The following is a 22,306-nucleotide window of genomic DNA, read 5'->3' on the forward strand; positions in this document are numbered from 1 at the left end:
AATGGGACGGAGCGCTTTCCTGAGAAGTACCGGATCACTGGACGCTAAAGTGGACTCCTCGCACATTCACGAGTCCAACTTTTGGGGACCAGTTCAAAGCGGAGGACCGGGCTTTTCCGGAGTGGGACTACTTGGTGATGGGTTCGAGTACGGGATCGCCCTGGTAAGCGGTCTTCACGTTCTCGGCGGTGACGATGACTGGCTCCAGCAGGTAGGCCGGGACAGTCTTGACCCCGTTGTTGTAGGAGTTGGGATCGTTGATCTCCAGTTCCTTGCCGGCCTGGAGGTCCTTCACCATGGTGATGGCGTGCTCCACGAGCTTGCGGGTGTCCTTGTTGATGGTGGAGTACTGCTCGCCGGCCATGATCGACTTGACAGACTCAACCTCGGAGTCCTGGCCGGTGACGACGGGGATCTCCTTGCCGGCGGCCTTGACGGAGGTCAGGACTGCGCGGGCCAAGGTGTCGTTGGGGGAGAGGACGCCGTCGAGCGACTCGCTGGAGTAGCTGCCGGTGAGCAGGGTGTCTGCGCGGCGCTGGGCGTTCTCAGCCTTCCAGCCCTGCGTGACAGCCTGTTCGAAGTCGGTCTGGCCGGAAAGGACCTTCAGGGTGCCGTCGTCGATCTTCGGCTTGAGGACGCTCATGGCGCCGTCGAAGAAGACCTTCGCGTTGGCGTCGTCAGGGGAGCCGGCGAAGAGTTCGATGTTGTAAGGACCGGAACCCTTCTTCTCTTCGAGGCCTTCCAGCAGTGCCTGGCCCTGGAGCTCGCCCACCTTGAAGTTGTCGTAAGCCACGTAGTAGTCCACGTTCTCGGTGTTCAGCAGCAGGCGGTCATAGGCGATGACGATGGCACCGGAATCCTTGGCCTGTTTGAGCTGGGTGCCCAGCTGGGAGCCGTCGATGGCGCCCACGATGATGACCTTGGCACCCTTGGTGACCATGGCGCTGATCTGGTTCTGCTGTTCGGACACGCCGCCGTTGGCGAACTGCACGTCAGGCTTGAAGCCAGCCTCGCTGAGGCCCTCATTGAACAGCTTCTCCGCGAGGACCCAGTTTTCACTGGTCTTCTGCGGAAGTGCGACGCCAATGGAGGCGCCCTCTTCGAATCCGCCAGCACCCTCGGTCCCGCCGCCCGTGCCGGTTTCCGAACGGCCGCAGCCCGTCAGCGCCAGTGCTGCGATGGCAGCTACCGCTGCGGCCTTTCCTGCTTTACCAAACATACGCATTGTTGGTTCTCTTTCTCTTTTGTGGTGAAACGCTATTCAGGCTGTAAGGCTCAGGCTTCCCGGGCGATTGCTTCCTTGGTGGAGGTGGTCTCGTCCGGCTGGAGGGGGTTGCTGGGGCCGCCACCGGAGGGGCGGTTGAAGTTTTGGGTGAGCAGGCCGATGATCGACTTCTTGCCCTGGCTCTTGTTGTAGACGTCAAAGGCGACGGCGATCAGGAGCACCAGGCCTTTGATGATCTGGGTGAGGTCCGCGCCAATGCCCAGGAGCTGCAGGCCGTTGTTCAGGACTGCCATGACCAGGCCACCGATAATGGATCCGACCACGGTGCCCACACCGCCGGTGACAGCTGCACCGCCGATGAAGACTGCGGCGATGGCGTCAAGTTCCCAGCCGACGCCGTCGAACGGTCCGGATGCGGTGGACCGGCCCACGAAGATCATGCCCGCCAGGCCGGCCAGGATGGACATGTTCATCATGACCAGGAAGTTGACCTTCTTGGACTGGACGCCGGACAGTTCGGCCGCGTGACGGTTGCCACCCACCGCGTAGACGTGGCGGCCCAGGACGGTGCGGGAGGAGATGAAGCCGTAGATCAGGACCAGGACTGCCAGGATGAGGCCGGGGATCGGGAACGACGTGCCGGGCCGACCGGTGGCGAAGAGGTATGTGGCGTAGAGGATGGCGGCCGCGATCAGGACCAGTTTCAGTGCGGTGACCCACATTTCCGGGACCTCCGCGCCGAGGGCCTTGGCGCGTGCACGGGACCGGAGTTCGCCCCAGACCACAAATGCAGCGGCGGCGATGCCCAGCAGGAGGGTGAGGTTGTTGAACCCGGTGTTCGGGCCGACTTCGGGAAGGTAGCCTGCCCCGAGGTACTGGAAATCGCTCGGGACCGGGATGGTGTTGGACTTGCCGACGAACTGGTTGAAGCCGCGGAAGAGGAGCATGCCGGCGAGCGTGACGATGAATGCGGGTATCCCCACGTAGGCGACCCACCACCCTTGCCAGGCGCCGATCAGCGCCCCGAGCGCCAGGCCCAGGAGCACGCCGGCGTACCAGGGGATGCCCCAGTCCCTGATGGCCAGGGCAACGGTGACCCCTACGAAGGCTGCAATGGAGCCCACGGAGAGGTCGATATGCCCGGCGATGATGACCAGGACCATGCCGATGGCCAGGATCAGGATGTAGGAGTTGCCGTTGAAGAGGTTGATGACGTTGCCGGGGGTGAGGGTCCGGCCGTCGGTGGCGATTTGGAAGAAGACGATCAGTGCCACAAGGGCGAAGATCATGCCGAACTGGCGGGTGTTGCCGCCAAACAGCTTTTTGAGGGCGTTCATGGTGTCAGTCCTTGTGTCCGGAAGGTTCTGGGATGATCCAGAGGGTCAGGCGGCTTCGGCTTTTCGTGCGGAGGTCATTAGTTTCATCAGGCTTTCCTGGCTGGCCTCGTCTTTGTTGAGGACGCCGGTGATGGCGCCTTCGAAGATGGTGTAGATGCGGTCGGACAGGCCCAGGAGTTCGGGGAGCTCCGAAGAGATGACGATGACCCCCTTCCCCTGGTTGGCGAGCTGCTGGATGATGCCGTAGATCTCGTACTTGGCGCCAACGTCGATGCCGCGGGTGGGTTCATCCAGGATCAGCAGGTCCGGGTCGGTGAACATCCACTTCGACAGGACCACCTTCTGCTGGTTGCCGCCGGAGAGCTTGGCAACCCCTTCCTCCACGGACGGGGTCTTGGTGCGCAGCGACTTGCGGTACTGCTCAGCCACCGTGAATTCCTGGTTGGGATCCACCACGAAGTTGCGGCTGATCTTCTTCAAGTTGGCAGCCACCGTGGTGGTCTTGATGTCGTCCAGCAGGTTCAGCCCCAGGGACTTGCGGTCCTCCGTGACGTAGCCCAGCCCGGCGTCAATGGCCTGGCGGACGGACTTCAGGGTGATTTCCTTGCCGTCCTTGTAGATCTGGCCGCTGATGAACCGGCCGTAGGAGCGGCCGAAGACGGAGCGGGCAAGCTCGGTGCGGCCCGCGCCCATGAGCCCGGCGAACCCGACGATTTCGCCCCGGCGGACGAAGAAGCTGGAGTTCTTGCAGACCAGCCGGTCCTGCACGTTGGGATGCCCCACGGTCCAGTTCTTGACCTCGAAGAACACCTCGCCGATCTTGGGCGTGTGGTCCGGGAACCGGGATTCGAGCGCGCGGCCCACCATGCCCTTGATGATGCGGTCCTCATCCACGCCGTCGGCCTTCACGTTCAGCGTTTCGATGGACTTGCCGTCACGGATGATGGTGATCTCGTCGGCAATCTGCTCAATCTCGTTGAGCTTGTGGGAGATGATGATGCTGGTGATGCCCTTGCCCTTCAGGCCCAGCATCAGGTCCAGCAGGTGCTGGGAGTCAGACTCGTTCAGCGCTGCAGTGGGCTCGTCCAGGATAAGGATCTTCACGGACTTGTTCAGGGCCTTGGCGATTTCCACCAGCTGCTGCTTGCCGACGCCGATTTCCTTGATGGGGGTGTCGGGGTCCTCGCGCAGGCCCACCCGGGCCAGGAGGTCCAGGGACCGGAGCCGTGCTTCCGCCCAGTCAATGACACCGCGCTTGGTGGGTTCGTTGCCCAGGAAGATGTTCTCCATGATGGACAGTTCCGGGATCAGCGCCAGCTCCTGGTGGATGATCACGATGCCGGCGTGCTCGCTGGCCCGGATGTCCCGGAACTGCTGGACCTGCCCCTGGTAGACGATGTCGCCGTCGTAACTGCCGTAGGGATATACCCCCGAAAGGACCTTCATCAGGGTTGACTTGCCGGCGCCGTTCTCACCGCAGATCGCGTGGATCTCTCCCGCTTTAACCCGCAGGCTTACGTTATCCAACGCCTTCACGCCGGGAAATTCCTTGGTGATGGACCGCATCTCCAGGATGATCGGTTCGTTTTGCGTGGCCTGGGACGTCATAAGCCCTAACCCTCCAATGCAATGACTTCTTTGTCCGGCCGGCAAAGCGCAGGGCCGTCTGATGAAAAAGTAAACTGGATCACAGCTGTTGTCGTCAAGTCTTGAACGCAATTGCCGGATAACGAAACGGTCTAGCTTTTCCTGATTCCGGCATGCTGGAACACCAGCGCCGCCGCCCCAAGCGCTTCGGCGCGGTCCCCGAGGGAGGACATGGTCAGGGTGGTGGTTTCGCCGATCACGGGCACCGCGTGCCGCACGAGGCCGCGGCGGATCGGGTCCAGCAGCAGGTCGCCGAGGCCCGCCAGGGGCCCGCCCACTACGATCACTTCCGGGTTGATCAGGTTGGCGACATTGCCCAGGGCGCGGCCCACGGACAGACCTGCGTCGTCCACGACGCGCAGCGTCGCGGGGTCACGGTTCAAGGCCTTCCGGACGATGTCTGCAGGCGTCAGGGGCCGGTCCTCGCCGCGGCTCAGGAGCTCGATCATGGTGGTGGTGGAGGCAATGGTTTCCAGGCAGCCGCGGTTCCCGCAGCGGCAGACGAGGCCCTGCTCGTGAATGGTCGCGTGGCCTATCTCGCCGGTGATCCCAACGTTCCCGTAGTAGGGGGCGCCGTTGAGGATCAACCCTGCGCCAATGCCCGAACCGATCTTCAGGAACATCAGGTTGCTGACCCCTGTGTGCTGCCCCCAGGTCACCTCCGACCACGCGCCCAGATTCGCGTCGTTGTCAACAAGTACGGGGATTCTCAAGGTTTCCTCAAGGTGCTGGAGGATGTTGATACCCACCCATTCGGGAAGGATGGCCCCCTGCGCCACGGTTCCGGTCCGGCGGTCGATGGGTCCAGGAATTCCGACGCCGGCACCCACCACGGCGGACCGTTCAATGCCGCTGTCCTGCAACAGTTTGTCCAGCAGGACGACGGCGGCCTGGATCCCCTCCTCTGCCTGGTGGCCGAGGGGAAGCATCACCGATTCCTCCGCAATGATGTGGTAGCTGAGCGAAGCGAGGACCACCCGCAGATGCCGCCGGCCAAAGTCGATCCCCACCGCCACGGCACCGTTGCTGTTGAGCCTGACGTTCAGCGCCCGGCGGCCGGAACTGGTGATCGGTTCCGTGGATGCGAGGCCCGTGTCCAGCATGATTTTAACGATGTTGGACACCGTTGCGGTGGAGAGGCCCGTCTGCCGGGCAAGCTCTGCCTGGGTGGACGGACCGCCCATCAGGCTCTCGATGATCCGCTGCTGGTTCAACTGCCGCAGGGCAGACTGGGAACCCGGATTTTTTGGCTTGCTCCTCGTTGAGCGCGGGGTTGCGGACATGCTAAGAAGATTGCCCTATCCGCAGTCTTGGCGTCAAGAAGTTAACGCATTACTGCTGCAGGGCCGCGTGCGGAGGGCCGGGACGATCCGGCCGCCTAGGTTCGCCCTGCGGTGCAAATGGCCCCGTCCTTTGCCCGGCCTCTCTGGCTACGCTGGGAAGAGCGGCCCATCACGCGGCCGCTCCAACGATGGAAGGTGGTAGCGGTGCTGCTGGCACTCTTGCAGGCAAACTCTGCAGTCCTTGATCCTGAGGCCAACTGTGCCGTCATCGATGCCGCCGCCCGGGAAGCAGCAGCGGCCGGCGCCCGCGTGCTGGTCACCCCGGAGCTTTTCCCGGTAGGGTACGCCCCCCGGAAAGTCCGGTCCGGGCTGGATCCGGCAATCCTCCCCGTGCTTCGCGAAAGGCTCGCCGCCACCGCCCGCCATCACGGCATCGGGCTGGTCTACAGCCTTCCCCGTGTCACGGCCGAGGGGGACTGGCAGATCAGCGCCACCCTGCTGGCTGCGAACGGGGATGTGCTGCTGGAGTACGGGAAAATCCATTTGTTCGGACCCGACGAGCGTGCCGCCTTCAGTCCGGCAGCAGAGCGTCCCGCCGTCGTGGACTTCCAGGGGATCCCCACGTCCATGGTCATCTGCTACGACGTGGAATTCCCGGAAGCCGTGCGCGCCGCGGCGGCCGGCGGTGCCGAGCTGCTGTTGGTGCCCACGGCACTGGCCCATGGGTTCGACGACGTCCCCCAGGTGCTGCTGCGGGCCCGGGCACTTGAAAGCCAGCTGACCGTCGCGTACGCCAACCATTCGGGAGTGGAGGACGGGTGCAGGTTCCTCGGCGGCAGCGTTGTGGCCGGGCCGGACGGGAAGCTGCTGGCCGCAGCGGGGGAAGGGCCGCAATTGCTCTTCACGGAAGTGGATGCGGAAGCGGCGAAGCGTGAGCGGGCCGCCGTGCCCTATCTGGACGAGCGCCGCCCTGACCTCTACCGCGCCTGGGAAGCCTAAGTACCTGTATCGCCGGCTGGCGCTCCGCTGCCTGGCAACGCCGCGGAGTCGGCAAACTGCAGGGCGATCCATAGCTCGGCCCGCGTTCCGGCGTGCGCCAGGTCCACATCCAGGATTTCCGCCAGGGCGTTGATCTGCCGGCGGACGCTGTTCCGGTGCAGTCCTGTGTCCTTGGCTGTCGCGTCCCAGTTGCCGTTCGCGCCCAACCATGCACGGAGGACCTGGAGCTGGGCTTGGCGGCGCTCCGGCTCCTGCCCAAGAACAGGCGCCAGCAGGCGGGAAGCCAGCATCCCGCCTGCCTCAACGCCCAAAAGGCCCGTGACGGACCACGTCAGTTCTTCTTCCCGGACGGTGGTCCCGGTGGCCTGGACCCGGGGACGCAATGCCGAAGCGCTGCGGTAGGCGGCGGCAAGGCCTGGCAGTTCCGTGGCCCGGCCCACCACCAGCCGCCAGCCCAGCTGCTCCACCTCGCCCAGCAACTGGTCTTCCACCTTCAGCCGTGTCACGGCGGCAAAGCCGTAGTCCGTAAGTTCCACCATTTTCGTATCGAACAGCCGCCGCCACTGCAGCAGTTCGCGCACGGGACCGTCAGCGGCAGCCGCTGCCTTGGGCCGGATTCCCTGTACCACCCGGACCAGCCCGCTGCGGGTGCCCCCGACGCTCTGCGCCAGCAGGTCCCTCATGGTGTTCAGCTCCGTGGTGCTGGCCCCTGCAATGCTTTCCGGATGCAGGAGCAACGCCGTGGCCAGCTGGCTGGGAGCCAGGGAACCACTGGTTCGCTGCCGGACCAGGAGTTCCAGCAGGCCCACTACCGAGGAGACCACGTTGTTCTGCGCCGGGGTCAGCGGCTTGTCCGTGCCAAGCAGCAAGCCGCCCAGGGTGGCGTCCCTGGTGCTCCGCAGCGGGTGGCCGAACACCAACGCTGATCCTGGAACATCAAAGGCTTCGGTCTCCACGCGCGGGCCACTTCCGGTGAGGAGCCTTTTGAGCAGCGGCTGGAGTGTGGAAAGTTCGACGGCGGTGCCCGCCCGGGCGCGGACCCTGCCGTCCGCGCCAACCAGGATGGCCCATGCCGGAACCCGCTCTGCCAGGGCCGCCAGCAACTCGTGCTCCGGCCGTGGCGACAGGACCGCCCGCATGAGATGGCGGTTGGTCTCGGCGAGCTGGCGGAACACCTGGGCGTTTCCTGATTCCAGCAGCTTGGAGAACTCGAGTCCCAGCGCAGCGAACGGGATGCTGGCGGGCACCGCCACCAGCGTCAGGCCGTGTTTCCGGCAGGCCGCCACAACATCACCGGGCACAGCGGCGAAGTACGGTTCGAGGCCGAACCCGAGTGCCGCGACTCCCGCCGCGACGAGGCGGCGGACGTAGGCGTCGGCGTCGGCCCCCTCTGCGGCTCCCTCGCCGCCGCGGCCCGTACCGCCGTCGTCACCGGGGCCGCTGCCCCCACGCCTGAAAGGAAGCCCGGCGGTCAGCACGAACTCGCCATCAAGCAGGTACGGCGTAGGGTCCTCAAGTTCACTGGGCTCCACCCACCGCAGGGGAGTGTGGCCGTTGCCGGCATCGTGCAGCATCGCCACCCCGGCTGGCAGCCTGGCCAGGAACTGGTTCAGTGTCACCGCGTCCAGCTGGGCAGGCAGCCCGCCGGAAGCGGACTCGCTCTCTGGTGCATTGCGTCTCATGAGTGAAGACTATAGGGCATTTTGCACAGCTTGAGATGCGGCTCACACCCCTACGCTGGGTGAGGGGAAAACCAGTCCAACCATCCACCGACACGAACGGACGTCAACGATGACTGTGCCTACACTTTCGGGCCAGGTACCTGCCCGCGCGGCCGCCCGCCCCACCCTTGGAGCGCAGCTGCTGCGCCGTAAGCCCATCGCCCAGATGGTCAACGAGGCCGAGTCCGGACAAGGCGGACCCCGCCTTGTCCGCAGCTTCGGCGTCCTGCAGCTGACCATGATCTCCGTGGGCGCGACGCTGGGCACCGGCATCTTGGTTATCCTCGGTGAATCCGTGCCGCTGGCCGGTCCGGCCATCTGGATATCCTTTGCGATCGCCGGGCTGGCCGCGCTGCTGTCAGCGGTGTCGTATGCGGAAATGGCCGGCCTGGTGCCCGTGTCCGGCTCCAGCTATTCCTACACTTACGCCACCATGGGCGAGGGCATGGCGTGGATCTGCGGCTGGTGCCTGGTCCTTGAGTATGCGGTGTCCGTAGCCGCAGTGGCCGTTGGCGCCGGGCAATATGTGAACGAAGCCCTGGCCGTGTTCGGTACAGCACTGCCGGACGCCTTCTCCCAGCCTCCGGGCGACGGCGGCATGGTCAACATCCCCGCCATGGTCATCGTGGTGCTGGCCACCGTCCTGCTGGTCCGCGGCGCCAAGGAAAGTGCCTGGATCAACACCGCCATCGTGGTGGTCAAGGTAGGCATCCTGCTCTTCTTCTGCGCCGTCGCCTTCACCGCCTTCAACGCAGGCAACTTCGAACCGCTGCTGCCGATGGGCGCCGCCGGGGTTTCCGCCGCCGCGTCCCGCGTCTTCTTCTCCTACATCGGCTTCGACGCCGCCTCCACCGCCGGTGAGGAAGCCCGCAATCCCAAGCGGGACCTGCCGCGCGCCATCATGCTCTCCATGCTGATTGTCACCACCATCTACGTGCTGGTGGCAGTGGCCGCAATCGGCGCCCGCCCCTGGGGCTGGTTCGACGGCACCGAGGCGGCCCTGGTGAAGATCCTGGAAGAGACCACCGGCCAGCCGTGGATTGCCCTGGTCTTCGCCGTGGGCGCCGTCCTGGCAATCGCCAGCATTGTCCTGACCGTTCTCTACGGCCAGACCCGCATCCTGCTGTCCATGTCCCGCGACGGCCTCATTCCTGCCGTCTTCGGCCGCGTCTCCCGCCGTACCGGCACCCCCGTGGCCGGAACGCTGCTGGTGGGCATCGCCGTCGCGCTGACCGCCGGACTGGTGCCGCTGGGCGCGCTCGCGGACGCCACCAGCATCGGTACCCTGTTCGCTTTCGCCCTGGTGAATGTGGCGGTCATCTACCTCCGCCGCACGCGGCCAGAACTGGAACGGACCTTCCGGGTTCCGCTGTTCCCGCTCACTCCCATCCTTGGCGCGCTGATGTGCGGCTACCTGATGGCCAACCTCGGCGCAGACACCTGGGTGACCTTTGCCGTGTGGATGCTGGTGGGCCTGGCCGCCTACCTCGCCTACGGACGGCGCAACTCCAGGGTGGCGGCCCTGGATGAGGGGGAATACCGTGAATTGTCCGCCATGTCCCCTAACAAGTCCTGACCGCCCCTAGCCGCTTACCGACGCCCCGAATCAACAAAAGGCAGACCTTCCATGACCATCGCCACTGAACTTCCGGCCTCCGACCCGTCCAGCACCTCCACCCTGACAGAGGACGGCGTCAGCCGGCGCCCGGAAGAGCAAACCGCGCCCATCACCATGCTCAATCCGGACTTCCCGTTCAGCTACGACCACTACTTGGCGCACCCGGACGGGCTGGGATCCGTTCCGGAGGACATGCTGGGCACCGAAGTTGCGGTTATTGGTGCGGGGCTGTCCGGCCTGGTGACGGCATATGAGCTGATGAAGCTGGGCCTCCGCCCAGTGGTCTACGAAGCGGACCAGATCGGCGGGCGGCTCCGCACCGCCGCCTTCCCGGCTGCCCCGGGTGTGGTTGCGGACCTGGGCGGCATGCGGTTCCCGGTCTCCGGCAGGGCGTTCTACCACTACATTGACCTGCTGGGCCTGGAGACGCAGGATTTCCCCAACCCGCTGGCCGAGGCCACCTCCAGCACGGTGATCGAACTCGCGGGCAAGAAGCACTACGCGGAGAAGCCCACCGACCTTCCGCCCTTCTTCCGCGAGGTTGCGGACGCGTGGAAGTCGGCAGTGAACGACGGCGCCAAGTTCGCGCAGATGCAGGACGCCATCCGTGCGCGGGACACGGCCCGGATCAAGGAGCTGTGGAACGAGCTGCTGCCACTGATGGACGAGCAGACGTTTTACGGGTTCATCGCCGCCAGCGAGTCCTTTAAGGAGGCAGGGTTCGCGCACCGCGAGGCATTCGGGCAGGTGGGCTTCGGCACCGGCGGCTGGGATACCGACTTCCCCAACTCCATCCTGGAAATCCTGCGGGTGGTGTACACGGATGCGGACGACCAGCACCGGCTCATCCGCGGGGGAGCCCAACGGCTGCCCGAGGCACTGTGGCAGCACGCGCCGTCGGGCATGAGGCACTGGCCCGAGGGCACATCGCTGGCGTCACTGCACTCCGGCTCGCCCCGCGGCGCTGTCGGCAAAATCAGCCGCGACCCGGACGGTAACCTGCGGGTCCGCGAACGGTGGGGCCGCGAAGCCAGCTACCCGGCCGTGGTGACAACGTGCCAGTCCTGGCTGCTGTCCACCCGGATCCACACCGAGGAGGCGCTGTTTCCGGCGGAGCTGTGGACCGCCATCGAGCGCTCTCACTACATGCAGTCGTCCAAGACGTTCGTGATGGTGGACCGGCCGTTCTGGAAGGACATCGATCCGGAAACCGGCAACGAGGTCCTGTCCATGACCCTGACCGACCGGCTCAACCGCGCCACCTACCTGCTGGACAACGGCCCAGACCAGCCCGCCGTCATCCTGCTCTCCTACACGTGGAACGACGACGCGCTGAAGTGGCTCGCCCTGGACGCCGACGAGCGGGTGGAACTGATGCTGCACTCGTTGGAGCAGATTTACCCGGGCGTGGACATCGCCAGCCACATCGTGGGCCAACCAATCACCGTGTCGTGGGAGGCGGACCCCAACTTCATGGGTGCCTTCAAGGCCAACCTGCCGGGGCACTACCGCTACCAGCAGCGGCTGTTCACGCACTTCAAGCAGGACCGGCTGCCCGAATCCCAGCGCGGCATCTTCCTCGCCGGCGACGACGTCTCCTTCACCGCCGGCTGGGCCGAAGGTGCGGTCACGACGGGCCTGAACGCGGTGTGGGGCGTGGTGAACCACCTGGGCGGTTCGTCGGCGCCGGCCAACCCCGGCCCGGGCGAACTGCTGGGCGCCATCGGCCCTATCAACCTGGACTGATTCAGGAGTGAAGCTGCCGGTGCTGGGCCGCGAGCTCGACGTACCGGGCAGCGTTGGCGCGCACGCCGTCGTACTCCTCATCAGTGAGTTCACGGCGCACCTTCCCCGGAACGCCCGCCACGAGCGAGCGGGGCGGGACCACGGTTCCTTCCAGGACCACGGCGCCGGCCGCCACGAGCGAGCCGGCGCCGATCACCGCGCCGTTGAGGACCGTGGCGCCCATGCCGATCAGGCAGTCGTCTTCCACTGTGCAGCCGTGCACGACGGCGGCGTGCCCCACACTGACGCGCTCGCCTACCGTGCAGGGGAAACCGGGGTCGGCATGCAGCACCACGTTGTCCTGCAGATTGCTGCCCGCGCCCACCGAGATGGCAGCGGTGTCGGCCCGCACGGAGACGCCGTAGAAGGCGCTGGCGTCCGGGCCCAGGCTGGCGTTGCCGATGATGGACGCCGTAGGAGCAACGAAAGCTGATTCGTGGACTGCCGGGCTGCTGCCGGCGAAGGGGTACAGGGGAGCCATGGCAACACCCTAGGCCACTCCCGGGCGGGCTGGCTTGTGTGCCCCAAGTATGACTCTGTCGTCCGCGCCTAGTTGGGGGACCCCGGGGTGCGGAGGACCAGGAACTGGTAGTGCTGGGTCCAGGCGCCCCGTCCCGGCCCTGAGTCGTCCCCGGTTCCCTCCGGCCACGTACGGAAGTGTTCCACCTCGCCGTGTTCGCCGAAGATCCGGCGGACGGAAGCGTCGCTCCGGCGGCTGAAGAACCTGCGCGGCTCCTCGTCGTCTTCCGGGTTCAGGACTTCTTCATCGTCCCCGGACCAGAGTCCGACGGCGATGGGCGAGCCAGGCGCGCAGACCCGCACCAGCTCGCTGGCGACCTCGTGGATAAGGCTGTTGGGCACGTGCAGCAGGGTGCTCATGGTCCAGCCGGCAGCGAAGGAGCCATCCGGGAACGGCAGGCTTCGTCCGCTGGCCACACTGGCGTTCAAACCTTTGGCGGCTGCAAGGCGGACGCTTTCGCCGGACAGGTCCACGCCGCAGTAGTGCAGGCCGGCACGGACAAACTCAAGGCCCTCGACGCCCGTGCCGCATCCGAGTTCGATGACGGAGTGCCGGTGTTCGTCCTTCAGCAGCCGGATGAACCACTCCCGGCATTCGACACGGTTGGGTGTGGCAGCCCGGGTGTTGCGGACCCTGGCCTGCCGGTCATAGAACAGTGCGAGGTCGGCCTCGTGGTCCGCGTGCTTCGGTGCGTCAGCCATGGCTTCAGCCTAGGGCCGGGCGGCTGGTTCCGGAGCTAGTTGAAAACCACCGTCCGGTTGCCGTCCAGAAGCACCCGGTGTTCAGCGTGCCACTGCACCGCCTGGACCAGGGTGCGGCCCTCGACATCGCGGCCCATCTGCACAAACTGCTCGGGGGTACGGGCGTGGTCCACGCGGATGACTTCCTGCTCGATGATGGGCCCCTCGTCCAGTGCGGCCGTGACGTAGTGGGCGGTGGCGCCGATCAGCTTCACGCCGCGGGCGTGGGCCTGGTGGTACGGCTTGGCACCCTTGAACGAGGGCAGGAACGAGTGGTGGATGTTGATGGCCTTGCCCGTCAGTTCGGTGCACAGCTCATCGGACAGGATCTGCATATAACGGGCCAGGACCGTCAGCTCGACGTCGTGCTCGGCGATCAGGGCCCGCAGCTTGTCCTCGGCCTGGGCCTTGGTGTCCTTGGTCACGGGGATGTAGTGGAACGGGATCCCGTAGAAATCGGCCAGCCCGGCCAGGTCCTGGTGGTTGGAGACGATGGCCGGAATCTCCACCGGCAGGGTGCCGGAACGCTGCTGGAACAGAAGGTCGTTCAGGCAGTGGGCGGACGTGCTGGCCATCACCAGGGTCCGCACCTTCTGGCCCACGGCGTGCAGGCCCCACTGCATGCCGAAGGCCTCAGCCACCGGCTCAAGCGCCGCACGCAGCTCCGCTGCGGATGCCGCCGTCGTCACTTCCACGCGCATAAAGAAGTTCCCGGTGGCGGGGCTGCCGTACTGCTGTGAGTCCAGAATGTTGCAGCCTGCCACCAGCAGGGCACCTGCCACGGCGTGGACGATTCCGGGCCGGTCGGGGCAGGACAGGGTTACTACATACGCTTGGTTCAGCTGCTGTTCACTCACGCGTACAAGCCTACCCGCGCGGCGGGCACCGGTTTTGGTAGGCTGGAAGGGTCGCAACTGGCGTTGGGTGGCTAACCACCAGGGAGCGGCAATCACGAAGACCACGGATCGTACGCCTGGGCCGAGGGTCATGTCTTGCCGGAAGTGGGGCTGCACTTCGTCCAGTGCTGCAGCGCCATGCCCCGCGCTTTCACGCCCGTTCATCAACGCGGTGCGAAGACGCGCCAGCCGGTAGCCTGACCTAAGCAGTGCCCAATCCCTAGCCAGGAGTTCTCCGTGACTACCACAGCCACCTCAACCACAGCCGTCAGCAACCAGCCGCTGGCCGAGCTGGACCCCGAAATCGCCGCAGTCCTGGACCAGGAGCTTGGCCGCCAGCGCGGCACCCTGGAGATGATTGCCTCCGAAAACTTCGCGCCCCGCGCCGTGATGGAAGCCCAGGGCTCCGTCCTCACCAACAAGTACGCCGAAGGCTACCCGGGCCGCCGCTACTACGGCGGCTGCGAGTACGTTGACGTCGCAGAGCAGCTGGCTATCGACCGGGTCAAGGCCCTGTTCGGCGCCGAATACGCCAACGTCCAGCCCCACTCCGGTGCGCAGGCCAACGCGGCAGCCCTCTCCGCCATGATCACCCCTGGCGACAAGATCCTGGGCCTGTCCCTGGCCCACGGCGGCCACCTGACCCACGGCATGAAGCTGAACTTCTCCGGCAAGCTCTACGAAGTAGCGGCCTACCAGGTGGAGGAAGACACCTTCCGCGTCGACATGGACAAGCTCCGCGAACAGGCCATCAAGGAAAAGCCGCAGGTCATCATCGCCGGCTGGTCCGCCTACCCCCGCCACCTTGACTTCGCAGCCTTCCGCTCCATCGCGGACGAAGTGGGCGCACTACTCTGGACGGACATGGCACACTTCGCCGGCCTGGTTGCCGCCGGCCTGCACCCGAGCCCTGTCCCGCACTCCGACGTCGTCACCTCCACCGTGCACAAGACGCTGGCCGGTCCGCGCTCCGGCGTGATCCTGGCCAAGGAACAGTGGGCCAAGAAGCTGAACTCCAACGTGTTCCCGGGCCAGCAGGGCGGACCGCTGATGCACGTCATCGCCGCCAAGGCCGTGGCCTTCAAGATCGCCGGCACGCAGGAATTCAAGGAGCGCCAGGAGCGTGTCCTTGAAGGCGCCAGGATCATCGCCGACCGCCTGAACCAGGCGGATGTCGCCGAGGCTGGCGTCTCCGTCCTGACCGGTGGCACCGATGTGCACCTGGTCCTGGTGGACCTGCGCAACTCCCAGCTGGACGGCCAGCAGGCCGAGGACCTCCTGCACTCGGTGGGCATCACCGTCAACCGCAATGCCGTGCCGTTCGATCCCCGCCCGCCGATGGTCACCTCCGGCCTCCGGATCGGCACCCCGGCGCTGGCCACCCGTGGATTCGGCGCTGCCGAATTCACCGAGGTTGCCGAGATCATCGCCACCGCCCTGAAGGCCGGCAGCAGCGCCGACGTCGAGGCCCTGCAGGCACGCGTCGACAAGCTGGCCGCGGACTTCCCGCTCTACCCGCAGCACGAGCAGTGGTGACCCATGCCTGAAACCACAACTGCACAGATCCTCGACGGCAAGGCTACCGCCGCTGCCATCAAGGCGGAGCTGACCGAACGCGTGGCCGCACTCAAGGCCAGAGGCGTCGTTCCCGGCATTGCCACTGTGCTGGTGGGCGCGGACCCGGCTTCGCAGCTGTACGTCTCCATGAAGCACAAGCAGTCTGTGCAGATCGGGATGAATTCGATCCAGCGCGAGCTTCCGGCAGATGCAACCCAGGCGCAGGTGGAGGCCCTCATTGATGAACTCAATGCGGATCCCGCCTGCCACGGGTACATCGTGCAGCTGCCCCTGCCCAAGCATTTGGACACCGACGCCATCCTGGAGCGCATCGACCCAGCCAAGGACGCCGACGGACTGCACCCCACCAACCTTGGCCGGCTGGTGCTGAACGTCAACAGCGAGATCACCTCGCCGCTGCCCTGCACCCCCCGGGGCGTCATCGAACTGCTGGAGCGGAACGGCTACAGCCTTGCGGGCAAGCACGTGGTGGTGGTTGGCCGGGGCGTCACGATCGGCCGGTCCATTGGGCTGCTGCTCACGCGCCGGAACGTCAACGCCACAGTCACCCTGACGCACACCGGCACCACGAACCTGTCCGGGCTGCTGCGGCAGGCCGACGTGATCGTGGGCGCCGCAGGCGTGAAGCACATCGTCAAAGCGTCCGACGTCAAGCCTGGCGCGGCCCTGCTGGACGTCGGCGTCACCCGGGAAACCGATCCCGAAACGGGCAAGAGCAAGGTCCACGGCGACATTGACCCCGCCGCCGCCGAGGTGGCGGGCTGGATCTCGCCGAACCCAGGCGGCGTTGGGCCCATGACCGTGGCGCTCCTGATGACCAACGTGGTGGAAGCCGCGGAACGCCAGGCAGGCATCACAGCCTAGTTCCCTTCCAATGCGCACGACGGCGGCGCGGCACCTTTCGCACGAAAGGCGCCGCGCCGCCGTCGTCCGTTAATCCCCTCCGGCACGCCGGAACTGCAAGTCCCCTTCCACATCCCCTGGCCCTCCACTAGTCTGCGGAGGGTGCACAACGAAGCCATCCTGCCCGCGGGCGCACGGGCCGGCAGCCCGCCGCCGCGCGGCACAGTCATCGCGGCCGAAAACCTGACCAAGACGTACGGCGACGTGGTGGCGGTGGACGGCATCTCGTTCACGGTGCCGGCGGGCGAGTCCTTTGGCCTGCTGGGTCCCAACGGTGCGGGCAAGTCCACCACCATGAAGATGATCGGCGGGGTCACCGGGCGCACCTCCGGCAGCCTCAGCATCATGGGCCTGGACCCGGATTCCTCGGGGCCGGAAGTGCGGGCGCACCTGGGCGTGGTGCCGCAGCAGGACAACCTGGACGAGGAACTGCGCGTCCGGGACAACCTCATCGTGTACGGGCGCTACTTCGGCCTGCCGCTGAGCTACCTGCGCCCCAAAGCCGACGAACTGCTGGAGTTCGCCCAGCTGACGGACAAGGCGAAGTCCAAGGTGGACGCCCTCTCCGGCGGCATGAAACGGCGCCTCACCATCGCCCGCTCGCTCATCAACGAACCACGCATCCTGCTGCTCGACGAACCCACCACAGGCCTGGACCCGCAGGCCCGGCACGTCCTGTGGGACAGGCTGTTCCGGCTCAAGGAGCAGGGCGTCACGCTGATCCTCACCACGCACTACATGGACGAGGCGGAGCAGCTGTGCGACCGGCTCATCGTGGTGGACAAGGGACGCATCATGGCCGAGGGTTCCCCGGCCAGGCTCATCCGGGAGCATTCCACCCGCGAGGTGGTGGAACTGCGGTTCGGATCAGAACGGAACGCCACCATCGGCGCGGAGCTGGACGGCATCGGGGAACGGCTGGAAGTGCTGCCGGACCGGGTGCTGATTTATGCGGACGACGGCGAGGGCGCGCTTGAGCAGGTGGCGTCCCGTGGCCTGCGGCCGCTGACCTCGCTGGTCCGGAGGTCATCACTGGAGGACGTCTTCCTTCGGCTTACAGGCAGGAGCCTCGTTGACTGAGCAGGGGCTGCCAGGCCCTTCCGCGCTGCAGGCGCACGGCCCTGAAGTCGCCGCTGCCAAGGCCCGCCGCTGGGGTGCCTTCTACTTCGCGGAGCAAGTGCTCCGGGTCATGAAGAACTACGGCTGGTCCATCCTGATGTACAGCGTGGGCCAGCCGGTCGCCTACCTCTTTGCCATGGGGGTAGGACTTGCCACGCTGGTGGACGGGCAGGGTGCCGACGCTTTCGGCGGAGTCAGCTACCTGACCTTCATCGCGCCGGCGCTGCTGGTGTCCGCCGCGGTGATGACGGCCGCCAACGAGTTCACCTTCCCAGTGATGGCCGGCTTCAAATGGCGCCGGACCTACTTTGGCCCCCATGCGTCCCCGCTGACGCCGGCCCAGATCGCGGCCGGCCACATCATGGCCGTGACGCTCCGCCTGCTCCTGCAGTCCGCTGTCTACTTCGCCGCCGTCGCGCTGTTTGGCGCCGCCCCGTCCGGCGGCGCGTGGGCAGGCATCCTGGTGGCAACACTCGCCGGGCTGGCCTTCGGGCTGCCGCTGATGGCCTATTCCGCGTCCATCACCGAGGACAAGGGCCAGTTCGCCCTGGTGATGCGGCTGATCGTGATGCCGCTGTTCCTGTTCTCCGGCACCTTCTTTCCGCTGGACACGCTCCCGCTGGCGGTCCGCTGGATCGGCTGGATCTCACCCATCTGGCACGGCACCGAACTGGGGCGCGTGGCCAGCTACGGCTACCAGGAACCGCCGCTGCTGACACTGGTTCACGTGGGGGTCCTGGCGGGCCTCGCCGTGATGGGCTGGGTCCTGACCCGGCGCCGGTTCGCGGCAAGGATGGGCCAATGAGCCGGACAGCACCTCCGGCAGGGGGACGAAGCGCCACTGAGGAAGCCCTCAACAGGCCTTTCGGCAGGCTCTATTCGGGCAACGCCAGGGCGGTCATCTCGCGCGGGCTGATGGCCACCCGGAGCAGCAACTGGCTGGTGATGCTGTCCGGGTTCTTCGAACCGGTCCTGTTCCTGGTGTCCATGGGTGTGGGGCTGGGAGCCATCGTGGGGACGGTGGAGGGCCCGGGCGGCGGCGAGATCAGCTACGCGGCCTACATCGCACCGGCCCTGCTCGCCGTCTCGGCCATGAACGGGGCGGTGTACGACTCCACGTGGAACGTCTTCTTCAAGATGCACTTTGCCAAGCTGTACCAGGGCATGCTGTACACCTCGCTGGGACCGCTGGATGTTGCCCTGGGCGAGATCTTCCTGGCGCTGCTGAGGGGGATGCTCTACGCCACCGGGTTCACCGCCGTCATGGGGGTGATGGGGCTGATCACCTCGCCCTGGGCGCTCCTGATGGTCCCGGCCTCGGTGCTCATCGCGTTTGGCTTCGCCAGCATGGGGATGGGCATCACCAGCTTCCTGAAGACCTTCCAGCAGATGGACTGGATCAACTTCATCCTGCTCCCCATGTTCCTATTCAGCGCCACGTTCTATCCGCTCAGCGTCTACCCGCAGCCCATCCAGTGGTTCATCCAGGCCATGCCGCTCTGGCACGGGGTGGAACTGCTCCGCCAGATCAGCGTGGGGACCTTCACTGCCGCAACACCCCTGCACATTGGCTACTACCTGGCGATGACCGCCGTCGGCATGCTGCTGACCACGCTGCGCCTGCGGGCCTTGTTCCTCAAGTAGTCCCCGGGCCCAACCAAGCCGCGCCAACTGTCGTTTTGGCGCCCCGTAACGACAGTTGGCGCTAATGGGTTGGGGGAGGGAGGCGCTGTTCGCCGGAGGTGGAAGCGGGCGGGAGCACACCCCGGGGTTTGAGAGAATAGGTTCATGCAATCTCTGGGCAGCTCCAAGTCATCCGCCAAACCCGCCAGGGGCGGTTTCTCCTTGTTCCGCATCAGCGGTCCCGGGCTGATGGTCCTGGTGACGGCGTTCGTTGTGGCCGTCATCTTCGCGGCCAACCAGAACGACGTCGTGGGCTGGGTTGTTGCCGTGATCGCCCTCTTCTGGCTCCTGCTGGCCTGCTTCGTGGTGTTCAGCATCCAGAAGGCTGCCAAGAAGGCCGGAGCCAAGCTGACTGAAGCCCAGAACGCCTTCACTACGGCAGCCGGCCGCGGCCCGTCGTCGTCCGCGGTCAACCATGGCGGGACGCGCGTGGTGTCCGAACGCAGCGAGGCGGACGAGGTCCGCGACCTTAAGCTGGACCACTCGTTCAAGATCGTGCAGGTGCAGGTCCGCGTGGTGGAGGATGAGCGCGCCAAGGGAGCCGCGGCCAACCAGGACACCATTAACCGTGCCCTGGAGACCATCGAGATCACAGCCACCAACGCCCGCGACATGATCAAGTCTTCGGGCGGCAGCGGAGAACCGGTCACCGGCACCATCATCGACTAGAGTGGAGCGGGTGAGCTCGGCATTGAAGAAGGACCACCTTCGCATCGCATCGGTCAACGTCAATGGCCTTCGGGCCGCCTACAAGAACGGCATGGCGGCCTGGCTGGAACCGCGCGAGGTGGATATCCTTTGCCTCCAGGAGGTCCGGGCCCCGGACGCGGTCGTGCGCCAGCTGCTGGGTGATGGCTGGCACATCCTGCACGCTGAGGCGGAAGCCAAGGGCCGCGCAGGGGTGGCCATCGCCTCCCGGGAAGAGCCCCTGGCCACCCGGAACGGCATCGGTGACGACTACTTCGCCACCGCGGGGCGCTGGGTGGAAGCCGATTTCCGGCTGACCGACGCTGCCGGTGAGCGCGTGCAACTGACTGTCGCCAGCGCCTACGTGCACTCCGGCGAGGCGGGCACGCCGAAGCAGGATGACAAGTACCGCTTCCTCGACGCCATGAGCACGCGCCTGCCGGAACTGACCAAGCACAGCGACCACGCCCTGGTGGTGGGGGACCTGAACGTGGCCCACACGCCGTTGGACATCCGGAACTGGAAGGGCAACCTGAAGAAGGCGGGCTTCCTCCCGGAGGAACGCGCCTACTTTGACCGGTTTTTCGGTGAAGAGATCGGCTGGCGCGACGTCCACCGCACCATGTCCGGTGAGATGGACGGGCCCTACACCTGGTGGTCCTGGCGCGGCAAGGCCTTTGACAATGACGCAGGCTGGCGCATCGACTACCACATGGCGACACCCGCGCTGGCAGCCTCGGCGATCTCCGCCGTCGTGGACCGCGCTGCCTCGTACGACACCCGCTTCTCCGACCATGCACCCCTGGTAGTGGACTACCAGCTCTAAGCCCGCAGCTCCAAGCCCCGAAAGTTTCCTTCCCATGACTAGCCAGACCTCCCCGGCCGCCAAGAAGCGCATCCTCTCCGGTGCCAAGCCCACTGCGGACTCGCTGCACCTCGGCAACTACATCGGTGCCGTCCGCAACTGGGTGGACATGCAAGCGGAGTACGACGCCGTCTTTTTCATTCCCGACCTGCACGCCATCACCGTCGACTTCGACCCCACGGACCTGGCCAGGCGCACCCGGATCGTGGCCGCACAGTACATCGCCGCCGGCATCGATCCGGACAAGAGCATCTTCTTCGTCCAGTCCCACGTGCCCGAGCATGCGCAGCTGGCATGGGCGCTGAACTGCATCACGGGCTTTGGTGAGGCCTCCCGGATGACGCAGTTCAAGGACAAGACCCAGAAGTCCGGTGCGGACGCCGCCACGCTCGGGCTTTTCGCGTACCCCACCCTGATGGCAGCGGACATCCTGCTCTACCAGACGGACTTGGTACCGGTAGGGGAGGACCAGCGCCAGCACCTGGAACTGACCCGCAACCTGGCCCAGCGCTTCAACACACGGTTCGGGACAACGTTCACCGTTCCGGAGGCGACGATCGTCAAGGAAACCGCGAAGATTTACGACCTCCAGAACCCGAGTGCCAAGATGTCCAAGACCGGTGAGTCGCCCAACGGGGCCATCCAGCTGCTTGAGGACCCCAAGATCGCGGCCAAGCGCATTAAATCCGCAGTGACGGACGCGGGCACCGAGATCAGGTTCGACCGCGAGGAGAAGCCCGGGGTTTCGAACCTGCTGACCATCTACTCCTCGCTGACCGGCAAGTCCATCGCGGAGCTGGAGGCGGAGTACCAGGGCAAGATGTACGGCCACCTGAAGGTTGACCTCGCCGAAGTGGTGGTCGAGTTCGTCACCCCGCTGCGGGACCGCACCAACGAGCTGATGTCCGACCCGGCAGAGCTGGACCGGCTGCTGGCCCTCGGTGCTGAACGTGCCCGCGAGATTGCCTCGGTCACCCTTGGCCAGGTGTATGAGCGCATGGGCTTCCTGCCCTCCCTGAGCCTCGCGGGAGTCCGCTAGCGCCATGGCATCCAGCGTAGGCGTCATCCTGGGGTTCCCTCCTGACATTGCGGAGGAGCTGCAGCGCTGGCGGGCGTCCTTCGGCGACCCGCTGGCGGATGTTGTGCCTGCCCACATCACCCTGGTGACCACCACGCCCACGCATGACTGGGAAGCCACGTGTGAGCACGTGCGCGAGGTGGCGCGTCGGCAGAGCCCGTTCATGGTGACGATCGCCGGCACGGGGACTTTCCGACCCGTTTCACCGGTGGTCTTCATCAACGTGGAGGAAGGGTTCGAGGACTGTGTTGAGCTACACGGGAAACTCCAGCAGGGCCCGCTCCAGCGGGAACTTCCCTTCGCCTACCATCCGCACGTCACCATAGCCCACGACGTCGCCCCGGAAAGCCTTGATGAGGCGGAAACGGCGCTGAAGAACTACAGGGCCACCTTCCCCGTGGTTAGCATGGGTCTTTACGAGCACGATGCAGACGGCATTTGGCAGCTACGGGAAGAGCTGGACTTTGGGAGCGAAACTGACAACCACGCCGGCACCAGATTCGCGGAAGCCGCCGCGGAAGCCGCAGCCAAAGCAGGCGGAGCAGCAGCCTCTTCCCACTGAACGTGCCCAGCTGAAGCTTGCCGTCATCCAGAAACGGATTGACTGGGGAAGGGCACGCAG

Annotated in this window: 20 protein-coding genes and 1 riboswitch; of the genes, 12 read left to right on the plus strand and 8 right to left on the minus strand. The window is 65.8% G+C overall.

The window, feature by feature from the left end:
* Nucleotides 1–127: 127 nt before the first annotated feature.
* The 4 genes from AC5RU7_RS05010 to AC5RU7_RS05025 form a co-directional block, all read right to left on the minus strand.
* Nucleotides 128–1,225 carry a substrate-binding domain-containing protein gene (locus AC5RU7_RS05010; RefSeq protein WP_494051367.1) on the minus strand — a complete coding sequence of 366 codons (1,098 nt, stop codon included), beginning with the start codon at nt 1,223–1,225 and terminating at the stop codon, nt 128–130.
* 50 nt (nt 1,226–1,275) lie between these two features.
* Nucleotides 1,276–2,562: a multiple monosaccharide ABC transporter permease gene (gene mmsB, locus AC5RU7_RS05015; RefSeq protein ID WP_494010685.1), complete on the minus strand. Its 1,287-nt coding sequence runs from the start codon at nt 2,560–2,562 to the stop codon at nt 1,276–1,278.
* A gap of 45 nt (nt 2,563–2,607) precedes the next feature.
* Nucleotides 2,608–4,170, minus strand: a complete 1,563-nt coding sequence (mmsA, locus tag AC5RU7_RS05020; protein WP_494051368.1) for a multiple monosaccharide ABC transporter ATP-binding protein — start codon at nt 4,168–4,170, stop codon at nt 2,608–2,610.
* Between the two features lie 131 nt (nt 4,171–4,301).
* On the minus strand, nt 4,302–5,492 hold the full coding sequence (locus tag AC5RU7_RS05025; protein WP_494010683.1) for an ROK family transcriptional regulator: 1,191 nt from the start codon (nt 5,490–5,492) through the stop codon (nt 4,302–4,304).
* Between the two features lie 204 nt (nt 5,493–5,696).
* Between AC5RU7_RS05025 and AC5RU7_RS05030 the strand changes: the two genes are divergently transcribed.
* The gene (locus AC5RU7_RS05030) at nt 5,697–6,491 is read left to right on the plus strand and encodes a nitrilase-related carbon-nitrogen hydrolase (protein WP_494051369.1); all 795 of its coding nucleotides are present in this window, start codon (nt 5,697–5,699) and stop codon (nt 6,489–6,491) included.
* Here AC5RU7_RS05030 and AC5RU7_RS05035 read toward each other — a convergent pair.
* Nucleotides 6,488–8,173, minus strand: coding sequence for a PucR family transcriptional regulator (locus AC5RU7_RS05035; protein ID WP_494051370.1), 1,686 nt, complete (start codon nt 8,171–8,173; stop codon nt 6,488–6,490). The genes AC5RU7_RS05030 and AC5RU7_RS05035 overlap by 4 nt on opposite strands.
* A gap of 109 nt (nt 8,174–8,282) precedes the next feature.
* Here AC5RU7_RS05035 and AC5RU7_RS05040 point away from each other — a divergent pair, with 109 nt between their 5' ends.
* Nucleotides 8,283–9,788, plus strand: a complete 1,506-nt coding sequence (locus AC5RU7_RS05040) for an amino acid permease (protein ID WP_494051371.1) — start codon at nt 8,283–8,285, stop codon at nt 9,786–9,788.
* A gap of 51 nt (nt 9,789–9,839) precedes the next feature.
* Nucleotides 9,840–11,576: a flavin monoamine oxidase family protein gene (locus AC5RU7_RS05045; protein ID WP_494051372.1), complete on the plus strand. Its 1,737-nt coding sequence runs from the start codon at nt 9,840–9,842 to the stop codon at nt 11,574–11,576.
* Between the two features lies 1 nt (nt 11,577).
* On the opposite strand, the gene AC5RU7_RS05050 is transcribed toward AC5RU7_RS05045, so the two are convergent.
* From AC5RU7_RS05050 to purU, 3 genes are all read right to left on the minus strand, one after another.
* Nucleotides 11,578–12,096, minus strand: coding sequence for a gamma carbonic anhydrase family protein (locus tag AC5RU7_RS05050; protein WP_494010678.1), 519 nt, complete (start codon nt 12,094–12,096; stop codon nt 11,578–11,580).
* A gap of 68 nt (nt 12,097–12,164) precedes the next feature.
* Nucleotides 12,165–12,836, minus strand: a complete 672-nt coding sequence (locus AC5RU7_RS05055; protein ID WP_494051373.1) for a class I SAM-dependent methyltransferase — start codon at nt 12,834–12,836, stop codon at nt 12,165–12,167.
* Nucleotides 12,837–12,871: 35 nt separating this feature from the next.
* Nucleotides 12,872–13,732: a formyltetrahydrofolate deformylase gene (gene purU / locus AC5RU7_RS05060; RefSeq protein WP_494051374.1), complete on the minus strand. Its 861-nt coding sequence runs from the start codon at nt 13,730–13,732 to the stop codon at nt 12,872–12,874.
* Between the two features lie 43 nt (nt 13,733–13,775).
* Nucleotides 13,776–13,861, plus strand: a riboswitch (ZMP/ZTP riboswitch).
* A 147-nt stretch (nt 13,862–14,008) separates the two neighbouring features.
* Here purU and glyA point away from each other — a divergent pair.
* From glyA to AC5RU7_RS05105, 9 genes are all read left to right on the plus strand, one after another.
* Nucleotides 14,009–15,307 (plus strand): serine hydroxymethyltransferase, encoded by a 1,299-nt coding sequence (gene glyA / locus AC5RU7_RS05065; protein WP_494010675.1) that lies wholly within the window; start codon nt 14,009–14,011, stop codon nt 15,305–15,307.
* A 3-nt stretch (nt 15,308–15,310) separates the two neighbouring features.
* Nucleotides 15,311–16,213 carry a bifunctional methylenetetrahydrofolate dehydrogenase/methenyltetrahydrofolate cyclohydrolase gene (locus AC5RU7_RS05070; protein ID WP_494051375.1) on the plus strand — a complete coding sequence of 301 codons (903 nt, stop codon included), beginning with the start codon at nt 15,311–15,313 and terminating at the stop codon, nt 16,211–16,213.
* Between the two features lie 141 nt (nt 16,214–16,354).
* On the plus strand, nt 16,355–17,332 hold the full coding sequence (locus AC5RU7_RS05075) for an ABC transporter ATP-binding protein (protein WP_494051376.1): 978 nt from the start codon (nt 16,355–16,357) through the stop codon (nt 17,330–17,332).
* Nucleotides 17,325–18,176, plus strand: a complete 852-nt coding sequence (locus AC5RU7_RS05080) for an ABC transporter permease (RefSeq protein WP_494051377.1) — start codon at nt 17,325–17,327, stop codon at nt 18,174–18,176. The genes AC5RU7_RS05075 and AC5RU7_RS05080 overlap by 8 nt, the downstream gene beginning before the upstream one ends.
* Nucleotides 18,173–19,015, plus strand: a complete 843-nt coding sequence (locus AC5RU7_RS05085; protein ID WP_494051378.1) for an ABC transporter permease — start codon at nt 18,173–18,175, stop codon at nt 19,013–19,015. The genes AC5RU7_RS05080 and AC5RU7_RS05085 overlap by 4 nt, the downstream gene beginning before the upstream one ends.
* Before the next feature lie 144 nt (nt 19,016–19,159).
* Nucleotides 19,160–19,723 carry a hypothetical protein gene (locus AC5RU7_RS05090; RefSeq protein ID WP_494010670.1) on the plus strand — a complete coding sequence of 188 codons (564 nt, stop codon included), beginning with the start codon at nt 19,160–19,162 and terminating at the stop codon, nt 19,721–19,723.
* Nucleotides 19,724–19,733: 10 nt separating this feature from the next.
* Nucleotides 19,734–20,567 (plus strand): exodeoxyribonuclease III, encoded by an 834-nt coding sequence (locus AC5RU7_RS05095; RefSeq protein WP_494051379.1) that lies wholly within the window; start codon nt 19,734–19,736, stop codon nt 20,565–20,567.
* A gap of 34 nt (nt 20,568–20,601) precedes the next feature.
* Nucleotides 20,602–21,645 (plus strand): tryptophan--tRNA ligase, encoded by a 1,044-nt coding sequence (trpS, locus tag AC5RU7_RS05100; protein WP_494051380.1) that lies wholly within the window; start codon nt 20,602–20,604, stop codon nt 21,643–21,645.
* A gap of 4 nt (nt 21,646–21,649) precedes the next feature.
* Entirely contained in the window at nt 21,650–22,246 is a 597-nt protein-coding gene (locus AC5RU7_RS05105; protein WP_494051381.1) for a 2'-5' RNA ligase family protein, read from the plus strand.
* Nucleotides 22,247–22,306 lie beyond the last annotated feature (60 nt).

The sequence above is a fragment of the Arthrobacter sp. K410C genome (assembly GCF_059090105.1).